This window comes from Ectothiorhodospira marina (genome assembly GCF_900109495.1).
Taxonomy (GTDB): domain Bacteria; phylum Pseudomonadota; class Gammaproteobacteria; order Ectothiorhodospirales; family Ectothiorhodospiraceae; genus Ectothiorhodospira; species Ectothiorhodospira marina.
Genome location: NZ_FOAA01000001.1, coordinates 128301 through 146025, shown reverse-complemented (window position 1 = coordinate 146025; position 17725 = coordinate 128301). Strand labels below are relative to the sequence as shown.

The 17725-nt window shown below is 64.0% G+C and carries 13 protein-coding genes; 10 read left to right on the top strand and 3 right to left on the bottom strand.

The window, feature by feature from the left end:
* Positions 1–48 precede the first annotated feature (48 nt).
* Both guaA and guaB read right to left on the bottom strand, forming a co-directional pair.
* The gene (gene guaA / locus BMY52_RS00715) at positions 49–1629 is read right to left on the bottom strand and encodes a glutamine-hydrolyzing GMP synthase (RefSeq protein WP_090249623.1); all 1581 of its coding nucleotides are present in this window, start codon (positions 1627–1629) and stop codon (positions 49–51) included.
* Positions 1630–1632: 3 nt separating this feature from the next.
* Complete coding sequence (gene guaB / locus BMY52_RS00710) at positions 1633–3099, bottom strand: IMP dehydrogenase (RefSeq protein WP_090249621.1); 1467 nt, start codon at positions 3097–3099, stop codon at positions 1633–1635.
* A gap of 96 nt (positions 3100–3195) precedes the next feature.
* Here guaB and xseA point away from each other — a divergent pair, with 96 nt between their 5' ends.
* Positions 3196–4533 (top strand): exodeoxyribonuclease VII large subunit, encoded by a 1338-nt coding sequence (gene xseA, locus BMY52_RS00705; RefSeq protein WP_090249618.1) that lies wholly within the window; start codon positions 3196–3198, stop codon positions 4531–4533.
* A gap of 595 nt (positions 4534–5128) precedes the next feature.
* Here xseA and BMY52_RS00700 read toward each other — a convergent pair.
* Entirely contained in the window at positions 5129–5908 is a 780-nt protein-coding gene (locus tag BMY52_RS00700; RefSeq protein ID WP_245740460.1) for an HAD family hydrolase, read from the bottom strand.
* Between the two features lie 186 nt (positions 5909–6094).
* On the opposite strand from BMY52_RS00700, the gene dksA reads away from it, so the two are divergent.
* The 9 genes from dksA (at position 6095) to BMY52_RS00655 (ending at position 17650) form a co-directional block, all read left to right on the top strand.
* The gene (gene dksA, locus BMY52_RS00695) at positions 6095–6550 is read left to right on the top strand and encodes an RNA polymerase-binding protein DksA (RefSeq protein WP_090249613.1); all 456 of its coding nucleotides are present in this window, start codon (positions 6095–6097) and stop codon (positions 6548–6550) included.
* An 88-nt stretch (positions 6551–6638) separates the two neighbouring features.
* Positions 6639–7541 (top strand): tRNA glutamyl-Q(34) synthetase GluQRS, encoded by a 903-nt coding sequence (gene gluQRS / locus BMY52_RS00690; RefSeq protein ID WP_245740458.1) that lies wholly within the window; start codon positions 6639–6641, stop codon positions 7539–7541.
* Positions 7542–7574: 33 nt separating this feature from the next.
* Entirely contained in the window at positions 7575–7817 is a 243-nt protein-coding gene (locus BMY52_RS00685; RefSeq protein ID WP_090249608.1) for a hypothetical protein, read from the top strand.
* Complete coding sequence (locus BMY52_RS00680; RefSeq protein ID WP_090249606.1) at positions 7807–10767, top strand: ATP-binding protein; 2961 nt, start codon at positions 7807–7809, stop codon at positions 10765–10767. Before BMY52_RS00685 ends, BMY52_RS00680 begins: the two co-directional genes overlap by 11 nt.
* Positions 10764–12086: a sigma-54-dependent transcriptional regulator gene (locus tag BMY52_RS00675; protein WP_090249605.1), complete on the top strand. Its 1323-nt coding sequence runs from the start codon at positions 10764–10766 to the stop codon at positions 12084–12086. The genes BMY52_RS00680 and BMY52_RS00675 overlap by 4 nt, the downstream gene beginning before the upstream one ends.
* 165 nt (positions 12087–12251) lie before the next feature.
* Entirely contained in the window at positions 12252–14177 is a 1926-nt protein-coding gene (locus BMY52_RS00670; protein WP_245740456.1) for a putative nucleotidyltransferase substrate binding domain-containing protein, read from the top strand.
* Positions 14178–14314: 137 nt separating this feature from the next.
* Positions 14315–14581, top strand: a complete 267-nt coding sequence (locus tag BMY52_RS00665) for a DUF4212 domain-containing protein (protein ID WP_090249602.1) — start codon at positions 14315–14317, stop codon at positions 14579–14581.
* Positions 14582–14599: 18 nt separating this feature from the next.
* On the top strand, positions 14600–16372 hold the full coding sequence (locus BMY52_RS00660) for a sodium:solute symporter family protein (protein ID WP_090249600.1): 1773 nt from the start codon (positions 14600–14602) through the stop codon (positions 16370–16372).
* A 210-nt stretch (positions 16373–16582) separates the two neighbouring features.
* Positions 16583–17650, top strand: a complete 1068-nt coding sequence (locus tag BMY52_RS00655; protein ID WP_090249597.1) for a DUF294 nucleotidyltransferase-like domain-containing protein — start codon at positions 16583–16585, stop codon at positions 17648–17650.
* Positions 17651–17725: the final 75 nt, after the last annotated feature.

Here is a 17725-nt window from a genome sequence, read left to right as displayed (position 1 = left end):
TTACGCCACATTTCCGATAACCGCCGATAGTCCCCGAAAGACCTTATTTCACTCCCACTCGATGGTCGCCGGCGGCTTGCCGGAGATGTCGTAGGTGACCCGGGAGATGCCCTTGATCTCGTTGATGATGCGGCGGGAGACCTTATCGAGGAACTCATAGGGCAGGTGAGCCCAACGGGCGGTCATGAAGTCGATGGTCTCCACGGCGCGCAGGGCCACCACGTAGTCATAGCGGCGACCGTCGCCCATCACGCCCACCGACTTCACCGGCAGGAACACCGCAAAGGCCTGGGAGACCTGGTCGTACAGACCGGCGGCGCGCAGCTCTTCGATGAAGATGTGGTCGGCACGACGCAGCAGGTCCGCATATTCCTTTTTCACCTGCCCCAGGATGCGCACCCCAAGCCCCGGCCCCGGGAAGGGATGGCGGTAGACCATCTCCGTGGGCAGACCCAGTTCCACGCCGATGCGGCGCACCTCATCCTTGAACAACTCCCGCAGGGGCTCCACCAGGCCCAGCTTCATGGTCTCGGGCAGTCCGCCCACGTTGTGGTGAGACTTGATCACATGCGCCTTGCCGGTCTTGGAGCCGGCGGACTCGATCACGTCCGGGTAGATGGTGCCCTGAGCCAGCCAACGGGCATTGGTCAGCTTACTGGCCTCCTCGTCGAAGACTTCCACGAACAGGCGGCCGATGATGCGGCGTTTTTCTTCCGGGTCCGCCTCTCCTTCCAGGGCCGACAGGAAGCGATCCTCGGCATCCACGCGGATCACGCGCACGCCCATGTGGCGGGCGAAGGTGGCCATCACCTGGTCACCCTCCTGGTGTCGGAGCAGGCCGGTATCCACGAACACGCAAGTGAGCTGGTCACCAATGGCCTTGTGCAGCAGGGCGCCCACCACGGAGGAATCCACCCCACCGGAGAGACCCAGCACCACGTGGTCATCTCCCACCTGCTCACGCACGCGGGCAGTCATGTCGTCGATGATGTTGCCCGCAGTCCAGAGGTTTTCGCAGCCACAGATATCGTGCACGAAGCGGGACAGGATGCGCTGCCCCTGGGTGGTGTGAGTGACCTCCGGGTGGAACTGCACGCCATAGAAGCCCCGGACCTCGTCGGCCATACCGGCGATGGGAGCCGACTCGGTGGAGGCCATGAGCTTGAAGCCCTCGGGCATCTGCGTGACCCGGTCACCATGAGACATCCACACATCCAGCATGCCGAAGCCTTCCGGCGTGGTGTGGTCCTCGATATGGGTCAGCAGCGGTGTATGGCCGTGGGCGCGCACCTGGGCATACCCGAACTCCCGGTGATCCGAACCCTCCACGCGCCCCCCCAACTGGGCGGCCATGGTCTGCATGCCGTAGCAGATGCCGAGCACCGGCACGCCCAGCTCGAACACGCACTGGGGCACGCCGGGCGGATCGCTTTCGTGCACCGACTCGGGGCCACCGGAGAGGATGATCCCCGTGGGGGCGAAGCCCCGAATGGCGGCCTCATCCATGTCCCAGGGATGAATCTCCGAATACACCCCGGCTTCGCGGATGCGCCGCGCAATGAGCTGGGTGTACTGGGAACCGAAATCGATAATCAGAATGCGGTAGGCGTGGATATCGGCAACGGTCATGGATCAGTCCATCCGGTAGTTGGGGGCTTCCTTGGTGATAGCCACGTCGTGCACGTGGCTCTCACGCATCCCCGCCGCGGTCACCCGCACAAAACCAGGGCGCGTGCGCATCTCTTCGATGCTGGCGCAGCCCACGTAACCCATGGAGGAGCGCAGCCCACCCACCAGTTGATGGATGATGGCGACAATGGTGCCCTTGTAGGGTACCCGCCCCTCGATCCCTTCCGGCACCAGCTTGTCCACGTTGGCATTGCCTTCGTTGTCCTGGAAGTAGCGATCCGAGGACCCTTGCTGCATGGCGCCCAGCGAGCCCATCCCCCGGTAAGACTTGTAGGAGCGGCCCTGGTAGAGTTCCACTTCCCCGGGGGCCTCCTCGGTACCGGCAAAAAGACTGCCCAACATCACTGAATGGGCACCGGAGGCCATGGCCTTGGCAAAGTCTCCAGAGAACCGCACGCCCCCGTCGGCAATCAGCGGTACGTCCGTGTCCTTGAGGGCCTGGCGTACATTATCGATGGCCGTGACCTGGGGCACACCCACACCGGCCACGACGCGCGTGGTGCAGATGGACCCGGGGCCAATCCCCACCTTGACCGCATCGGCGCCCGCATCCACCAGCGCACGGGCGGCTTCGCCGGTGGCGATGTTGCCCCCCACCACCTGCACATCCGGGAAGTGCTTCTTCACCCAGGCCACACGATCCAGCACGCCCTGGGAATGCCCATGGGCGGTGTCCACGATCACCGCGTCCACGCCCGCGTCCACCAGCGCCTCGCAACGCTCCTCGGTGCCGGCCCCCACGCCCAGGGCCGCCCCCACTCGCAGACGTCCCTGGGCGTCCTTGCAGGCAATGGGGAAGTCGGTGGATTTCTGGATGTCCTTCACGGTGATCATGCCGCGCAGGTGAAAGTCGTCGTTCACCACCAGCACCTTTTCGATCCGGTGTTCATGCAGCAGATGCTGCACCTCCTCACGATCGGCCCCCTCACGCACGGTGACGAGGCGCTCCTTGGGCGTCATGATCTGAGAGACCGGCGCATCCATCCGGGTCTCGAAACGCAGGTCGCGACTGGTGACGATGCCCACCAGATCCTTGCCATTGACCACGGGCACGCCGGAGATGTCATTGGCACGGGTAATGGCCAGCACATCGCGAATGCTGGTATCGGGGGTTACGATAATGGGATCGACAATCACCCCGGTCTCGTATTTCTTGACGATGCGCACCTGCTGCGCCTGCGCCTGAATGCTCATGTTCTTGTGAACGATGCCGATACCGCCCTCTTGGGCGATGGCAATGGCCAGGCGGGCTTCGGTGACCGTGTCCATGGCGGCCGACACCAGGGGAATGTTCAGAGTGATGCCGCGGGTGAACCGCGTGCTGAGGTCGACTTCCTTGGGCAATACCCTTGAGTGAGCGGGTAGCAGAAGGACGTCGTCGAAGGTGAGGGCTTCCTGGACGATGCGCATGACGATTCTCGGGAGGGACACGGTGATTAATCTTCCCATTATAAGGATGCGACGGGGGGTGGTAAACCTGAGTGCTGTGGTTGTATCTTCACGCGCATGCCCCCGACCCTTACCGTCTCTGCCCTGAACGAAGCCGTCCGCGCCGAACTGGAAGGCAGCTTTCCGCTGATCTGGGTGGAGGGGGAGCTCTCCAACCTGGCCCGCCCCGCCTCCGGGCACCTGTATTTCTCGCTCAAGGACAGCGGTGCTCAGGTTCGCTGCGCCCTGTTCCGCAATCGCGCCCGCCTGCTGGGATTCCGCCCCACCGATGGCACCCAGGTGCTGGCTCGGGCCCGGGTGAGCCTGTATGCGCCCCGCGGCGACTACCAGTTGATCGTCGAGCACATGGAGACATCCGGCGACGGCGCCCTGCGCCAGGCCTTCGAGGCCCTGCGGCGCCAACTGGAGGCCGAAGGGCTGTTTGACCCGGCGGCGCGACGCCCCCTGCCCGCCTTCCCCCGGCGCGTGGGTGTGGTTACCTCCCCCTCCGGCGCTGCCATCCGTGACATCCTTTCGGTGCTCCGGCGCCGTTTCCCCGCCCTGCCGGTGCTGATATTCCCCGTGCCAGTGCAGGGCACCGAGGCCGCCCCGGCCATGGTGCGGGCCCTGGAGCAGGCCGCGCATCAGGGCAACTGTGATGTGCTCATCCTGGCCCGAGGTGGCGGCTCACTGGAGGATCTGTGGGCCTTCAACGAGGAATCGGTGGCCCGCGCCATCCGCGCCTGCCCGGTGCCGGTGGTCAGCGGTGTGGGCCATGAAACCGACGTGACCATTGCCGATTTTGCCGCCGACCTGCGCGCCGCCACCCCCTCAGCCGCCGCCGAACTGGTGAGCCCCAATGGCCAGGACCTGATTCAGCGCGTGGCGCATCAGCAGGCGCTGCTCCAGGAGCGCATGAATCGTCGGCTCCACGCGCTTCGTTTGCAGCTTCAGACCCTGGAACGCCACCTGCGTCAGCAGCATCCCGAACGACGACTGCAGGATCGCAGCCAGCGCCTGGACGAGCTGGAACAGCGTCTGCGTCAGGCCATGGTGCGTCGACAGCAGGACCAGCGCGCCCGGCTGCAGGTGCTCTGGTCCCGCCTGCAACGCACCTCGCCGGCGGCCCGCGTGCTGACCGGACAGGAACGCTGCGAGCAGTTCTCGCAACGTCTGCACCGGGCCATGGACCTGCGCCTGGAACGCCTGAACACCCGCCTCACCGGCAATGCCCGCACCCTCCACACCGTCAGCCCCCTGGCCACCCTGGGCCGGGGCTACAGCATCCTGGCGGATGAATCCGGCCAGGTGATCCGCACGGCCAGCCAGGTTCAGCCAAATCAACGCCTGCAGGCCCGCCTGGGCGAGGGTGAAATCCACTGCCGGGTGGAAAAGCTCCGGGAACCTTCACCATGATCAAGCCCCTCTCCCCCTCGGGGGAGAGGGGTTGGGGTGAGGGGCGAGGATCGGCACGGTGCCTGCCCCAACCCCCTCATCCCCAACCCTTCTCCCCCGAGGGGGAGAAGGGAGTGTTTGTCGCTGAACCTTGCTCCTTTCACGTCAAGTGGAAGAGACCCAGGAACCTTCACCATGATCAAGCCCCTCTCCCCCAAGGGGGAGAGGGGTTGGGGTGAGGGGCGAGGATCGGCACGGTGCCTGCCCCAACCCCCCTCATCCCCAACCCTTCTCCCCCGAGGGGGAGAAGGGAGTGTTTGTCGCTGAACCTTGCTCCTTTCACGTCAGCCTCCGTGGGACTGACCCCGTCTACCGGGAGGCCTCTCGAAAAAGACTCCGATGCGTCCGGACCTCGGGGGGGCGGGTTCCTGTAAGCGGGCTTCAGCCGCAGGAAGCGGCTGCAGAGCCTACAAGGATGTATTCATGGCGTCCCGCTGGAAGGAAGCCGGTCGCCCCGAGGTCCACTCCGGCCTCTGGCATGGATGCACAGCCGAGGGCTCAGCCATTCGCGGCCAAGGGCCGCTCCCACAAGGGCTGCGGCAGGGGACGGCCGGCCTCAGGGGTGTGCCGCACGCCGTTCATGCAGGGCCTGCAGCCAGGACAGGGTGACAACACCCTGCTCGGGCCCCTCCCCGCGCAGGACCTGACAGGGCCGCCCCGCTTCACCCAGGTGATCCAGCACCGCCAGGGCGCCGGTGAAATCCTCATCGGCCGTGTACTCATTCACCGTCACCACCGTCCCGATACCCGCCCCGTGAGCGGCCGCCAGGCCATGACCCGAATCCTCAATGGCCAGACATTCCTCCGGCGCCAGGTCCAGCCCTTCCAGCACATGGTGGTAGATATCCGGGGCCGGTTTCTTGTCCGGCACCACATCCCCGGCGCCGATCACCTTGAACCAGCCAATGGCGGACTCACCCAGATTGGCCCGCAGCAAACCCTCCACATTGGCCGGCGAGGTGGTGGTGGCAATCGCCAACCTCACGCCCGACTCCCGGGCCTCATGGAGCAGACGCGAGACGCCCGGACGCAACGGAATATGCCCCTGCTCCAGCATGGCCGCGAAGCGGGCCGTCTTGCGGGCATGCAGCCCCGCCACGAAGGCATCCATGTCTTCGGATGGCTCGAACGTAGGCCCATCCTGCTTGAGGAAATAACGGATGCGCTCCTTGCCGCCGGTCACGGCCAGAAGCCCCGCGTAGCGCTCCACCGACCAGTGCCAGTCCAGCCCAGCCTCGGCAAACGCCGCGTTGAAAGCAACGCGATGCCCGTCGCGTTCGGTGTCCGCCAGCGTTCCGTCCACGTCCCAGATCAACGCCTTGAGTGAATGACTCACCGGTACTCCCCTCTGGTCGACTAACGATGCCCGGAAGATTACTATGTCAATCCACGGGCAGACACCCGGGGCGCCCGCGCCCATCCACGCCCGCCGGGGCTTCATGCAACCGGTTTTTAGCTTGCACCCCTGGGGATTCTCTGGTATCTACATTCGCCTTTTGGACAGTCAGGAGTGTGCGCAGCGATGGCCTCCAGCAGCAATCAGCCCAATAAATCCGGCAAGATGTCCCGACCGGATGATGGAATTGCCCCTTACCAGCCCACGGAGGGCGAGGAGTACATGAACCGGGATCAGAAGGAGCACTTTCGCAACATCCTTCTGGCCTGGCGCCAGCAGCTCATGGAGGAAGTGGACCGCACCGTAGGTCACATGAAGGAAGATGCCGCCAATTTCGCCGACCCGGCCGACCGTGCCACCCAGGAAGAGGAATTCAGCCTGGAACTGCGCACCCGCGACCGCGAGCGCAAGTTGATCCGCAAGATCGAAGAGGCGCTCACGGATCTGGATAACGGCGACTACGGTTACTGCGAAGCCTGTGGCGTCGAGATCGGCATCCGTCGTCTGGAAGCCCGTCCCACCGCCACCCTGTGTATTGACTGCAAGACCCTGCAGGAGATCAAGGAAAAGCAGATGGCCTGATGCACCCCGACGCCCCACCTGCGGGTTGGGGCGTCGGATGCCGCGCACTGAAGCTCCCGCGCGCCTTGTCGCGCCCAAGACCGTACGCTTGAACCCCGCCTACACAGGTCGTTTCGCCCCCTCCCCCACTGGCCCGCTGCATTTCGGCTCCCTGGTCGCGGCCGTGATTTCCTGGCTGGATGCCCGCGCCCAAGGCGGCACGTGGCGGGTTCGCATGGAGGACCTGGACCCTCCCCGGGAAGAGCCCGGCGCCGCCGATCGCATCCTCCGCACCCTGGAAGTCCACGGCCTGCATTGGGATGGACCGGTGCTCTACCAGAGCACCCGGCTCGACGCCTATGCCGACGCCATGCAATGCCTGCGGGATCGGGGCTGGGCTTATGACTGTGGCTGCACCCGTCGGGAGATGGCTGCCCTGGCCCAACCAGGGCTGGAAGGCCCGGTCTATCCGGGCACCTGTCGCGACGGTCTGCCCGCCGGCAAGTCGCCCCGGGCCCTGCGGGTCCGTACGCACGATGACCCCATCCGTTTTTGCGATCGAACCCAGGGCGAGGTATGCCAGCAACTGGCGAGCCAGATCGGTGATTTTGTCATTCGCCGGGCTGACGGGCTCACGGCCTATCAGCTGGCCGTGGTGGTGGACGATGCATTCCAGGACATTACGCATGTGGTTCGGGGCATGGATTTGCTGGCTTCGACGCCACGGCAGATTCATCTGCAACGTTTGCTGGGGTATCCCACGCCCATCTATCTGCATCATCCGGTGGTTCTGGATCACGGGGGTGCCAAACTGTCCAAACAGACCCACGCCCCGGCGGTGGATGATGCCACGCCGGGGGAGAACCTGGGACGCGCCCTGGACTTTCTCGGGTTGGGAGGGGATGGGGTCAGGGTTGGTGTGGAAGACATGCTGAGTGAGGCCCTGGCAAGATGGCCCCCATCCACCCCAGCCTTCTCCCTTCTCCCTCTCAGGGAGAAGGGCCGGGGATGAGGGGCACCGTGCGGGAGAGGGGTTCTTATTGGCTTGGCCAAAACCGCCTGCATCCGGCATGCTTACGCCCTGCCACCCGTTACCATTGGTTACACCATGTCGGCCCTGGACAAGACCCTCATCCTGTTTCTGTTGGGCGTGCTGCTGTTTGCCTCGCCCTTGGTGGACTGGTGGTCGCGACCGGGGATGCCCTGGTATCTGCCCTATCTCCTCTGGGGCGGACTCATCGGGTTGGGGATTCTGATCCAGCTGGGACGTGGGCGTCATGATCTCTGAGATCGGCGTGCTCTATGCAGCGGGCGTGGCCTATCTGGCCCTGCTGTTCTTCATCGCCCACGCCACTGAACGTGGCTGGTTGCCCACCGCTCTGGTGCGCCATCCCATGGTGTATGTGCTCTCCCTGGGCGTGTATGCCACCACCTGGACCTATTACGGCAGTGTGGGCTTCGCCCAGAGCGAGGGCTACAACTTCCTCACCATCTACCTGGGAGTGACCCTGGCCTTCATCCTGGCCCCTTTGTTGCTCGCCCCCATCCTCAGACTGGTACGCGACTACCAGCTCACCTCCCTGGCGGACCTGTTCGCCTTTCGCTATCGCAGCCAGTGGACCGGGCTACTGGTCACCCTGTTCATGCTGGCCGGGATCCTTCCCTACCTGGCCCTGCAGATCAAGGCGGTGACCGACTCGGTTTCGGTACTCACCCAGGAGGCCCCACCCAATCTGCTGGCCCTGGGTTTCTGCGCCACCCTGGGCCTGTTCGCCATCCTGTTTGGCGCCCGCCACATCACCCCCCGGGAAAAACACGAGGGCCTGGTGGTGGCCATCGCCTTCGAATCCGCCGTCAAACTGGTGACCCTGCTGATGGTGGGGGCCTTTGCCCTGCTGGGCATCTTTGGCGGCTGGGGTGGGCTCAATACCTGGCTGACCGAACACCCCGAGGCCCTGGAGGCACTCTATTCCCCGGTCAGCGAAGGCCCCTGGTTCACCCTCATACTGCTCGCCTTTGCCGCCGCCTTTCTGCTACCCCGGCAGTTCCACATGCTGTTTGTGGAAAACATGGATCCCCACGCCCTGCGCGTGGCCACCTGGGGTCTGCCCCTGTTCCTGCTGCTGCTCAACCTGCCCATCCCACTCATTTTATGGGCCGGTCAGGCCGTCGCCCTGGAAACCCCCGCCGACTATTTCGTGCTGGCCCTGCCGGTGGACGGTGGCGCGGGCTGGCTGGCCCTGTTCACCTTCATCGGCGGAGTCTCCGCCGCCAGCGCCATGATGATCATCACCACCCTGGCCCTGGCCGCCATGTGCCTGAATCACCTCATCCTGCCCGCCCATGTGAATCAACAGACCCTCCCCCAAAGCAACCTGTACGGTTGGTTGCTTTGGGGGAGGCGGTTGCTGATCCTGCTCATCATTGCCCTGGGCTACGGCTTTTACTGGCTGCTGGAGTTCAACCAGGGCCTGGTGCAGGTGGGGCTGATCTCCTTCGTGGCCGTGGCTCAGTTCCTGCCCGGTTACCTGGCCCTGCTGTTCTGGCCGCGCGCCACCCGCATTGGCTTCATTGCCGGCCTGCTGGGAGGCATCACTGTCTGGGTGCTGGCACTGATCATCCCGGTCATCCACGAGTCCGGCCTGCCCATGATCAACTTCAACCTTGCCGTATTCATGGGCGCCGAGGACGAAAACCGCTGGGCCTTTGCCACCTTCTGGTCACTGGCCGTGAACAGTGTGCTGTTCGTGATCGGGTCCTTGCTGACCCGGCCGACCCGGGAAGAGACCGAGGCAGCCCAAGCCTGTCGTCGGGAACAATTCTCACCGACCGGGGTGAGCGCCGATGCCCGCAATGTGGCGCAACTGGAGTCTCACCTGGCCCAGGTGATCGGCCCTCAGACGGCCCACCTGGAGATCCAGCGGGCCCTGACAGACATGGGCATGCAGCCCTCGGAAAAGCGCCCCGGCGAGTTGCGCCGACTGCGCACCCATCTGGAGCGCAATCTCTCCGGGTTGATGGGCCCACTGCTGGCACGGATGATCGTGGATAACCAGCTGAACGTGGCCCCCCAGGCCCAGGTGGCCCTGGCCGACAGCCTGCGGTTCGTGGAGGAACAACTGGAGCATTCCACCGTGCGGCTGCGCGGCCTGGCGGCGGAACTGGACACCCTGCGCCGCTACCATCGGCAGGTGCTGCATGAACTGCCTCTGGGCGTCTGCTCCATCGACCCGGGGGGAGACATCCTCATCTGGAACAACACCATGGCCATGATCTCCGGCATCGAGGCCGCGCATGCCGTGGGTCAGCCCCTGAATGCCCTCAAGGACCCCTGGGAGGGGGTGCTGCGTACCTTCATCAATGGCGATGACAAGCACCTGTACAAACTGCAGATCTCCGTGGATGGCCGCTACCGCTGGCTCAATCTCCACAAGGCCGCCATTGAATCCCCGACCCTGGGCCACTCGGCCACGCATGGTCTGGGGGGCATGGTGGTCCTGGTGGAAGACCTCACCGAGTTGCACAACCTGGAGAGCGAGGTGGCCCATAATGACCGTCTGGCTTCCATTGGCCGCCTGGCCGCCGGCGTCGCCCATGAGATCGGCAATCCACTCACCGGCATCACCTCGCTGGCCCAGAACCTGCGCTATGAGCAGGACCCCGCCGAGGTGGACCTGACCGTCAAACAGATCCTGGAACAGACCCGGCGCATCAATGACATCGTGCAGTCACTCATCACCTTCAGTCATGCGGGCGAGGCACCGCGGCCCCTACCGGTGGCGGTGAACCTGAACGCCTGCGTGGATGAGGCGCTGCAGCTGATCAAGCTCAGTGACGTGGGTCGCGAGGTCACCTGCATCAATGAGGTGCCCAAAGATTTGAAGGCCCGCGGCAATCATCAGCGATTGCTGCAGGTCTTCGTGAACCTGGTGAACAATGCCCTGCAGGCCTCAAGCCCAGGCGACCGCGTTGCCATACGTGGCAGCCGCCTCCCCGGAGGTGTGGAAATCCACGTGGATGACGAGGGCGCCGGCATCCCCTCAGGCCTGCTGGACCAGATCTTCGAACCCTTTTTCACCACCAAGCCGCCGGGGGAAGGCACTGGCCTGGGGCTATCGGTGGTGTACAGCATCATTCAGGATCATGGTGGCCTGGTGTATGCCGACAGCCATGCCCAGGGAGGCACGCGCTTCAGCATCCGACTGCCGGCCATCGAAGAAGAGGAGACCATGGCTTGAACCGCATTCTTATCGTCGAGGACGAGGCGGTGATCCGCCGTGCCCTGGGGCGTCTGCTGGAGCACGAGGGCTACCGGGTGGCCGAGGCGGACAGCCTTTCCCAGGCACAGGTGCAATGCCAGCAGACATGTTTTGATCTGGTCATCAGTGACCTGCGGCTGCCTGACGGCGAGGGCATCGCCATGGTGGACCACTGCCCGGAAACGCCCGTACTGATCATGACCAGCTACGCCAGCGTACGCTCGGCAGTGGAGGCCATGAAGCACGGGGCGGCCGACTACATCGCCAAACCCTTCGATCACGACGAGATGCTGCTGTGCGTGGCCCGCATCCTCAAGCAGTATCAACTGGAGCGTGAGAATGCCCACCTTCAGTCCCAGATCGGACAGGCCTACCCGGTGGAAGGCATGGTGGGGGAATCCCCCGCCATGCAGCAGATCTGCAAGACCCTGGAGAAGGTGGCGCCCACCGACACCACCGTGTTGATCCGGGGCGAGTCGGGGACGGGCAAGGAACTGGTGGCGCGGGCCATTCACAAGAAGAGCCACCGTGCCCAGGCCCCTCTGGTCTCGGTGAACTGTGCCGCCATCCCCGAGGGCCTGCTGGAATCAGAACTCTTTGGTCACGAGAAGGGGGCCTTCACCGGCGCCGCCCAGACCCGCCAGGGTCTGGCCGAGGCGGCCGACAGCGGCACCCTGTTCCTGGATGAGATCGGCGAGCTGACACCGGCTGCCCAGTCGCGCCTGCTGCGCGTCTTGCAGGATGGCGAGATCCGTCGGGTGGGGGCCACCGGCAGCCGTCAGGTGGACCTGCGCCTGTTGGCCGCCACGCATCGGGATCTTGAAGCCATGGTCCGTGAGGGGAGTTTTCGGGAAGACCTGTACTATCGGTTGAAGGTGATGGAAGTGACCCTGCCCGCCCTGCGCGAGCGCCGAGAAGACATCCCGCGGCTGGCGGAATTCCTGCTGGATAAGGCCTGTCGGCGGCTCAAACGCACCCTGGTCAACCTGGATGCGTCAACCCTGGAGGCCATGCAAGCCCATACCTGGCCCGGCAACGTGCGCGAACTGGAGAACGCCATCGAACGAGCCGTCATCCTGGCCGATGGAGATCGCATCAAGCCCGAGCACCTGGCCCTGACCCCACCGGTGGACAAGAGCGACCCGGGCCACAGCAGCCTGGAGGACTATTTCCGGCGCTTCGTGCTGGACAACCAAGCCCATATGACGGAAACCGAGCTCGCCCGTCGCTTGGGCATCAGCCGCAAGGCCCTGTGGGAGCGTCGCACCCGGATGGGGCTTCCCCGGCCCAAGGGATGAACGCGGAGCCGACCCCGGTCCAACGCTACCAAAGGTAACACCCGTTACCCCAGGTAACACCCCGTTACACCACCGCCTCTGCTAACCCTTTGTTTCTACTAGTAACACCTACCCGGCACGATCTCTGCATAACCGGTTGCACAGCCACGGTTCATCCGGTTACGCATGCATACAGACCACAACAACGGCAAAGAACGCCCTCAGGGTGTACTGATCCCGGTGATGGAGTTCCTGGGGCGGCACTCGCCGTTCGACCAGATGGATCTCGTGCACCTGGAATTTCTTGCCAAGCGTCTCAAGCTGGTCTTCTATGCCCGCGATGAGCAGGTGACCGCACCCCAGATGGGGCCGGCCAACCGCTTCTACATCATCAAGCAGGGCCGGGTGCTGGGCGAACCGGTGGACGATGACGGTCATGTCATCAGCACCGCCTGGGAACTGACCCCGGGGGAGTGCTTCCCCGTGGGCGCCCTCGTGGGGCGGCGTGCCGTGCGTACCCGTTACCGGGCGGCGGAGGATACCTTCTGCTTTGAACTGGACCGGGAAGACTTCAATAAACTGTTCAAGATGTCTTCCGAGTTCCAGGACTTCTGCACCCGCCGTCTGGCCAACCTGTTGGACAAGGTGCGGCGTCAGGTGCAGGCCAGCGCCGCCGCCGGACTGGGTGGCGATACCTCACTCAATATCACCCTGGGGGAGCGCATCCGTCGCGAGCCCGTGGTCTGCCGGCCCGAAACCCGTATCCGCCAGGCGCTGCGGACCATGGACGATGAGCGCGTGGGTAGCGTGGTCATCACCGATGACGATCGACGCCCGCTGGGGGTGTTCACCCTGCACGATCTACTCAACCGGGTGTCCCTGCCCGAGGTCGGACTGGACGAACCCATCAGTGCCGTGATGACACGGGACCCGATCACCCTGCCCCCCAAGGCATTTGCCTTTGAAGCGGCCATGCTCATGGCCAGCCACGGCTTCCACCACTTGTGCATCGTGGAGCGAGGCCGCCTCACCGGTGTGATCTCCGAGCGGGATCTGTTCTCCCTGCAACGAGTGGGCCTGGTGAATCTGAGCCGCTCGGTCAGTGGTGCCGAGGACGTGGCGACGCTGGCTCGCCTGGGCCGGGACGTGCACCTGCTGGTGGGGCAGATGATTGCCCAGGGTGTGCGCGTGGATCAGATCACCCAGATCATCACCCTACTCAACGACCAGATCACCCGCCGGGTCATCCAGATCTGTCTGCAGGATGAGGGGTCGGATATCCCCGAATTCGACTGGCTGGCTTTCGGCAGCGAAGCCCGACAGGAACAGACCCTGAAGACGGACCAGGACAATGGCATCGTCTTCGTGCCCCCCGAAGGCATGACCGCCGATGCAGCCCGGCAGCGTCTGCTGCCCCTGGCCCAGCGCATCAATGAGGCCCTGGACCAGTGCGGCTACCCCCTGTGCCGGGGTAATGTGATGGCCTCCAACCCCGATTGCTGCCTCACGCCCGAGGAATGGCGTCAACGCTTCACCCAATGGGTGGATCAGGGCACCCCCAAGCATCTGCTCAACGCCAATATCTATTTCGATTTCCGGGTCATCCTGGGCAACGAGGGCCCCGCCGAGGAACTGCGCCAATGGTTCCTGGAAAAGACGGCAAAGAACAGCCGGTTCCGTCACCAGATGGCCGAGAACGCGCTGCGTCTGCGCCCCCCCCTGGGACTGCTGGGGGACTTCAAGGTCAGCTCACGGGGGGATCACCCCCGCAGCCTGGACATGAAGGTGAACGGCGCCACGCCCATCGTCGATGTGGCCCGGATCTATGCCCTGGCCCACCGCATCCCGGAGGTGAACACCAGCCGGCGCCTGGAGGCCTGCGTGGAGGCCGGCGTGCTCAAGCGCGAGGACGTGGCCGCCTGGCTCAATGCCTATCACTACATTCAACTGCTGCGCATGCGCACCCATCAGGAACAGGCGCAGGCGGGGCAGACACTGAGCAATTTCGTCAATCCGGAACGACTCGACGAACTGGAGCAGCGCATCCTCAAGGAGGCCTTCCGTCAGGTGCGCAAGCTTCAGTCAAGGTTGGCACTGGACTACCAGCTTTGACACCCACGGGGCCACATGACAAGAGCCCGAACACCCGCTGACGATGATTCAACAAAGAGTGAACGATGGAGGATTTACCGAGTGATGCAACATAAACCAGTGGTAAAAAACCAAGCTTTTGATAGGAGGAGTATCGAATGAACGCAAAACTACAGGAACAAAGAACGGCCTACTGGAAGGCTAACGTTCGTATCCTGGTGGGCTGCCTGACCGTGTGGTTCATCGCTGGATATATCCTGCCCATCTTCCTGGCACCGGTGCTGAACATGGTGTCGTTGGGCGGTTACCCATTGGGCTTCTGGATGGCACAGCAGGGAGCAATCTATGTCTTCCTGATGCTGATCTTCTTCTATGCCTGGCGCATGAACAAGCTGGATCGTCAATTCGACGTCCACGAAGAATAAGACTGGGGGACCAAGATTATGGATTTGAAACTCATGATATGGCTGGTGGTCGGCGCGACGTTCGCGCTGTACATCGGCATTGCCATCTGGGCCCGCGCGGGTAGCACGGGCGAATTCTATGTGGCCGGCAAGGGGGTGAACCCGGTCGCCAACGGTATGGCCACCGCGGCGGACTGGATGTCGGCGGCCTCCTTCATCTCCATGGCGGGCCTGATCGCCTTCCTGGGCTACAGTGGTTCGGTCTACCTCATGGGGTGGACCGGCGGTTACGTGCTCATGGCGCTGCTGCTCGCCCCGTACCTGCGCAAGTTCGGCAAGTTCACGGTGCCCCAGTTCGTGGGTGACCGGTTCTATTCGAACACGGCACGTATCGTGGCTGTCATCTGCCTGCTGGTGATCTCCATCACCTACGTGATCGGACAGATGCGCGGCGTGGGCATCGCCTTCTCGCGCTTCCTGGAAGTGGACCTGCTCTGGGGCCTGATCGCCGGTATGACCGTGGTGTTCATCTACGCCGTGCTCGGTGGCATGAAGGGTATTACCTATACCCAGATCGCCCAGTACGTGGTGATGATCTTTGCCTACACCGTGCCCGCCATCTTCATCTCCCTGCAGCTGACCGGGCATTTCCTGCCCCAGACGGGCCTGGGTGGCACCCTCAGCGGCCAGGACGGCGTCTACCTGCTCACCGCCCTGGACAACGTCCTGGTGGACCTGGGCTTCACCCAGTACACCACCAATGAATCGTTCAGTACGCTGAACATGTTCCTGCTGACCATGGCGCTGATGATCGGTACCGCGGGTCTGCCCCACGTGATCATCCGCTTCTTCACCGTACCCCGTGTGCGTGACGCTCGTAAGTCCGCCGGCTGGGCCCTGGTGTTCATCGCCCTCCTGTACACCACCGCCCCCGCCGTGGGTGCGATGGCCATGTACAACATCATCAACACCCTGCACCCCGGTGGCGTGGGCAACACCGCCGAAGCCATGGCCTATGAGGACCGTCCCGACTGGATGCGTACCTGGCAGGACACCGGTCTGCTGCAGTTTGAACAGCAAGGTGACGGTGAGCGGGTGCACTACTACAACCAGAGCAACCCGCCGGCCTGGGCCGACGATGTGGAAGGTCAGGGCTACCGTCTGGAGAGCTTTGACCGGGATATCCTGGTGCTGGCCAACCCCGAAATCGCCGGCCTGCCCAACTGGGTGATCGCCTTGGTGGCCGCGGGCGGGATCGCTGCGGCGCTGTCCACGGCGGCAGGCTTGTTGCTGGCCATTTCCTCGGCCATCTCCCATGACCTGTTGAAGAGCGTGTTCATGCCCAATATTTCGGAGAAGAACGAGCTTCGGGCGGGACGACTGGCCATGGTGGCTGCCATCGTCCTGGCAGGTTACCTGGGGCTCAATCCGCCGGGCTTTGCAGCCGAGGTGGTGGCACTGGCCTTCGGCCTGGCGGCCTCCTCCCTCTTCCCCGTGTTGATGCTGGGCATCTTCTACAAGCGGATGAACAAGCAGGGCGCCATCACCGGCATGCTGGTGGGTATCCTCAGCACCCTGCTCTACATCTTCCTGTACAAGGGCTTCTTCTTCTTCCCGGGGACCGCTCTGCTGGCTGACAACGCAGACGGCTGGATCTTGGGCATCGCGCCTCAGGGCTTTGGCACCATCGGTGCCATCCTGAACGTGATCGCTGCGGTGGTCGTGTCCAAGCTGACGGCCCCGCCGCCGAAGGAGATTCAGGATCTGGTGGAAAGCGTGCGCGTGCCGCGTGCCGATGCCGCCACTTCCTGATCGCAAGCCAACGTTGCCCTGCAACGTGAACAGGATGTGACATCGCAAGGATCGGGGCCCCGTTCTCGGGGCCCCTCGCTTTCACTGTAATGCAACGGTAGGATCTTCCCTTCAGGTCACGGAGTCCATGTCCTGAAGGCAGGGTCTTGCCCCCCATCCCGATCAGGAGGAGTCGACCCATCAATACACCCAGCCCTCATCCCGCACCGGATGCATATCCAGGCCACGTCCATCGAGCCACTGCTGACGCGGATCTTACAGGCGCCGGACCGTGCCGCGCTGCGCACGCTGGCCATGGGGGTACCGCGATACCAGGTGCAGTGGGTGGACGCCGGGGCCACGGGCGATCAGGTGGGATGGCGCATTGCCTCCATCAGCGATGCCCTCACACGTCGCGCCATCGAACTGGCCGAGTCGGAACTGGGGCCACCTCCCATGGCGTTCGCCTGGGTGGCTTGCGGCTCTCAGGGACGATGCGAGCAGACCGCGCACACCGACCAGGACAATGCCCTGATACTCTCCCAATCGCCCGGGGCCACCGCGCGGGACTACTTTCTCCAGTTGGCCAGACGGGTCACGAGGGATCTGGACCACTGCGGCCTGCATTTGTGTACCGGGGGCGTGATGGCATGCAACACGGATTGGCAGCAGCCCGTGGCGGTCTGGCAGGACTATTTTCTCGATTGGATACGCACGCCAGCCCTCAAATCCGTGATGCTGGCACAGAATTTTCTGGATCTGCGCACCATCCATGGGGAGCCCGCGCTACTGCAATCCCTGCGGGGGCGGGTGATGGTCGAAGCACGCAACAGTACCTGGTTTCTCTCAGCGCTGGCCCGCGAGGCCCTCAAGGACAGCCCGCCGCGCAGTCCGCTCTGGCGCCTGGGGTTGCGGTGCCCGGCCTGGTGGACATCCCGGGCCACTCCGCTGGACCTCAAACGCCGCGGCATCCTGCCCATCGTCAGCCTGGCCCGACTGCTGACCGTGGCCCATGGCCTGCCGGCGCTGCACACACGGTCACGCCTGGAAGCCGCCATCGAGGGCGGCGCCATCAGCGCTGTCGCCGGACAGGAACTGATCCAGGCCTGGGAGCTCATCACGACCTTGCGGGTGCGCCAACAAGCCCGCTTCATTTGCGCCGGACGACCACCGGACAACCTGATCGATGGCAACACCTTATCCGCCGACGAACGCAAGCGGCTATGCCACGCCTTTGCGCAGGTGCGTTTCATGCAACGCAGCAGCGGTCGGCATTACCTCGGGGGTCTACCCATTTAGACGGCTCCCGGAGGGCCTCCCCAGTGAATTTCAAGAACAGGAATCTCAAGACCAGGCGCCTGGACGCGGCGGACC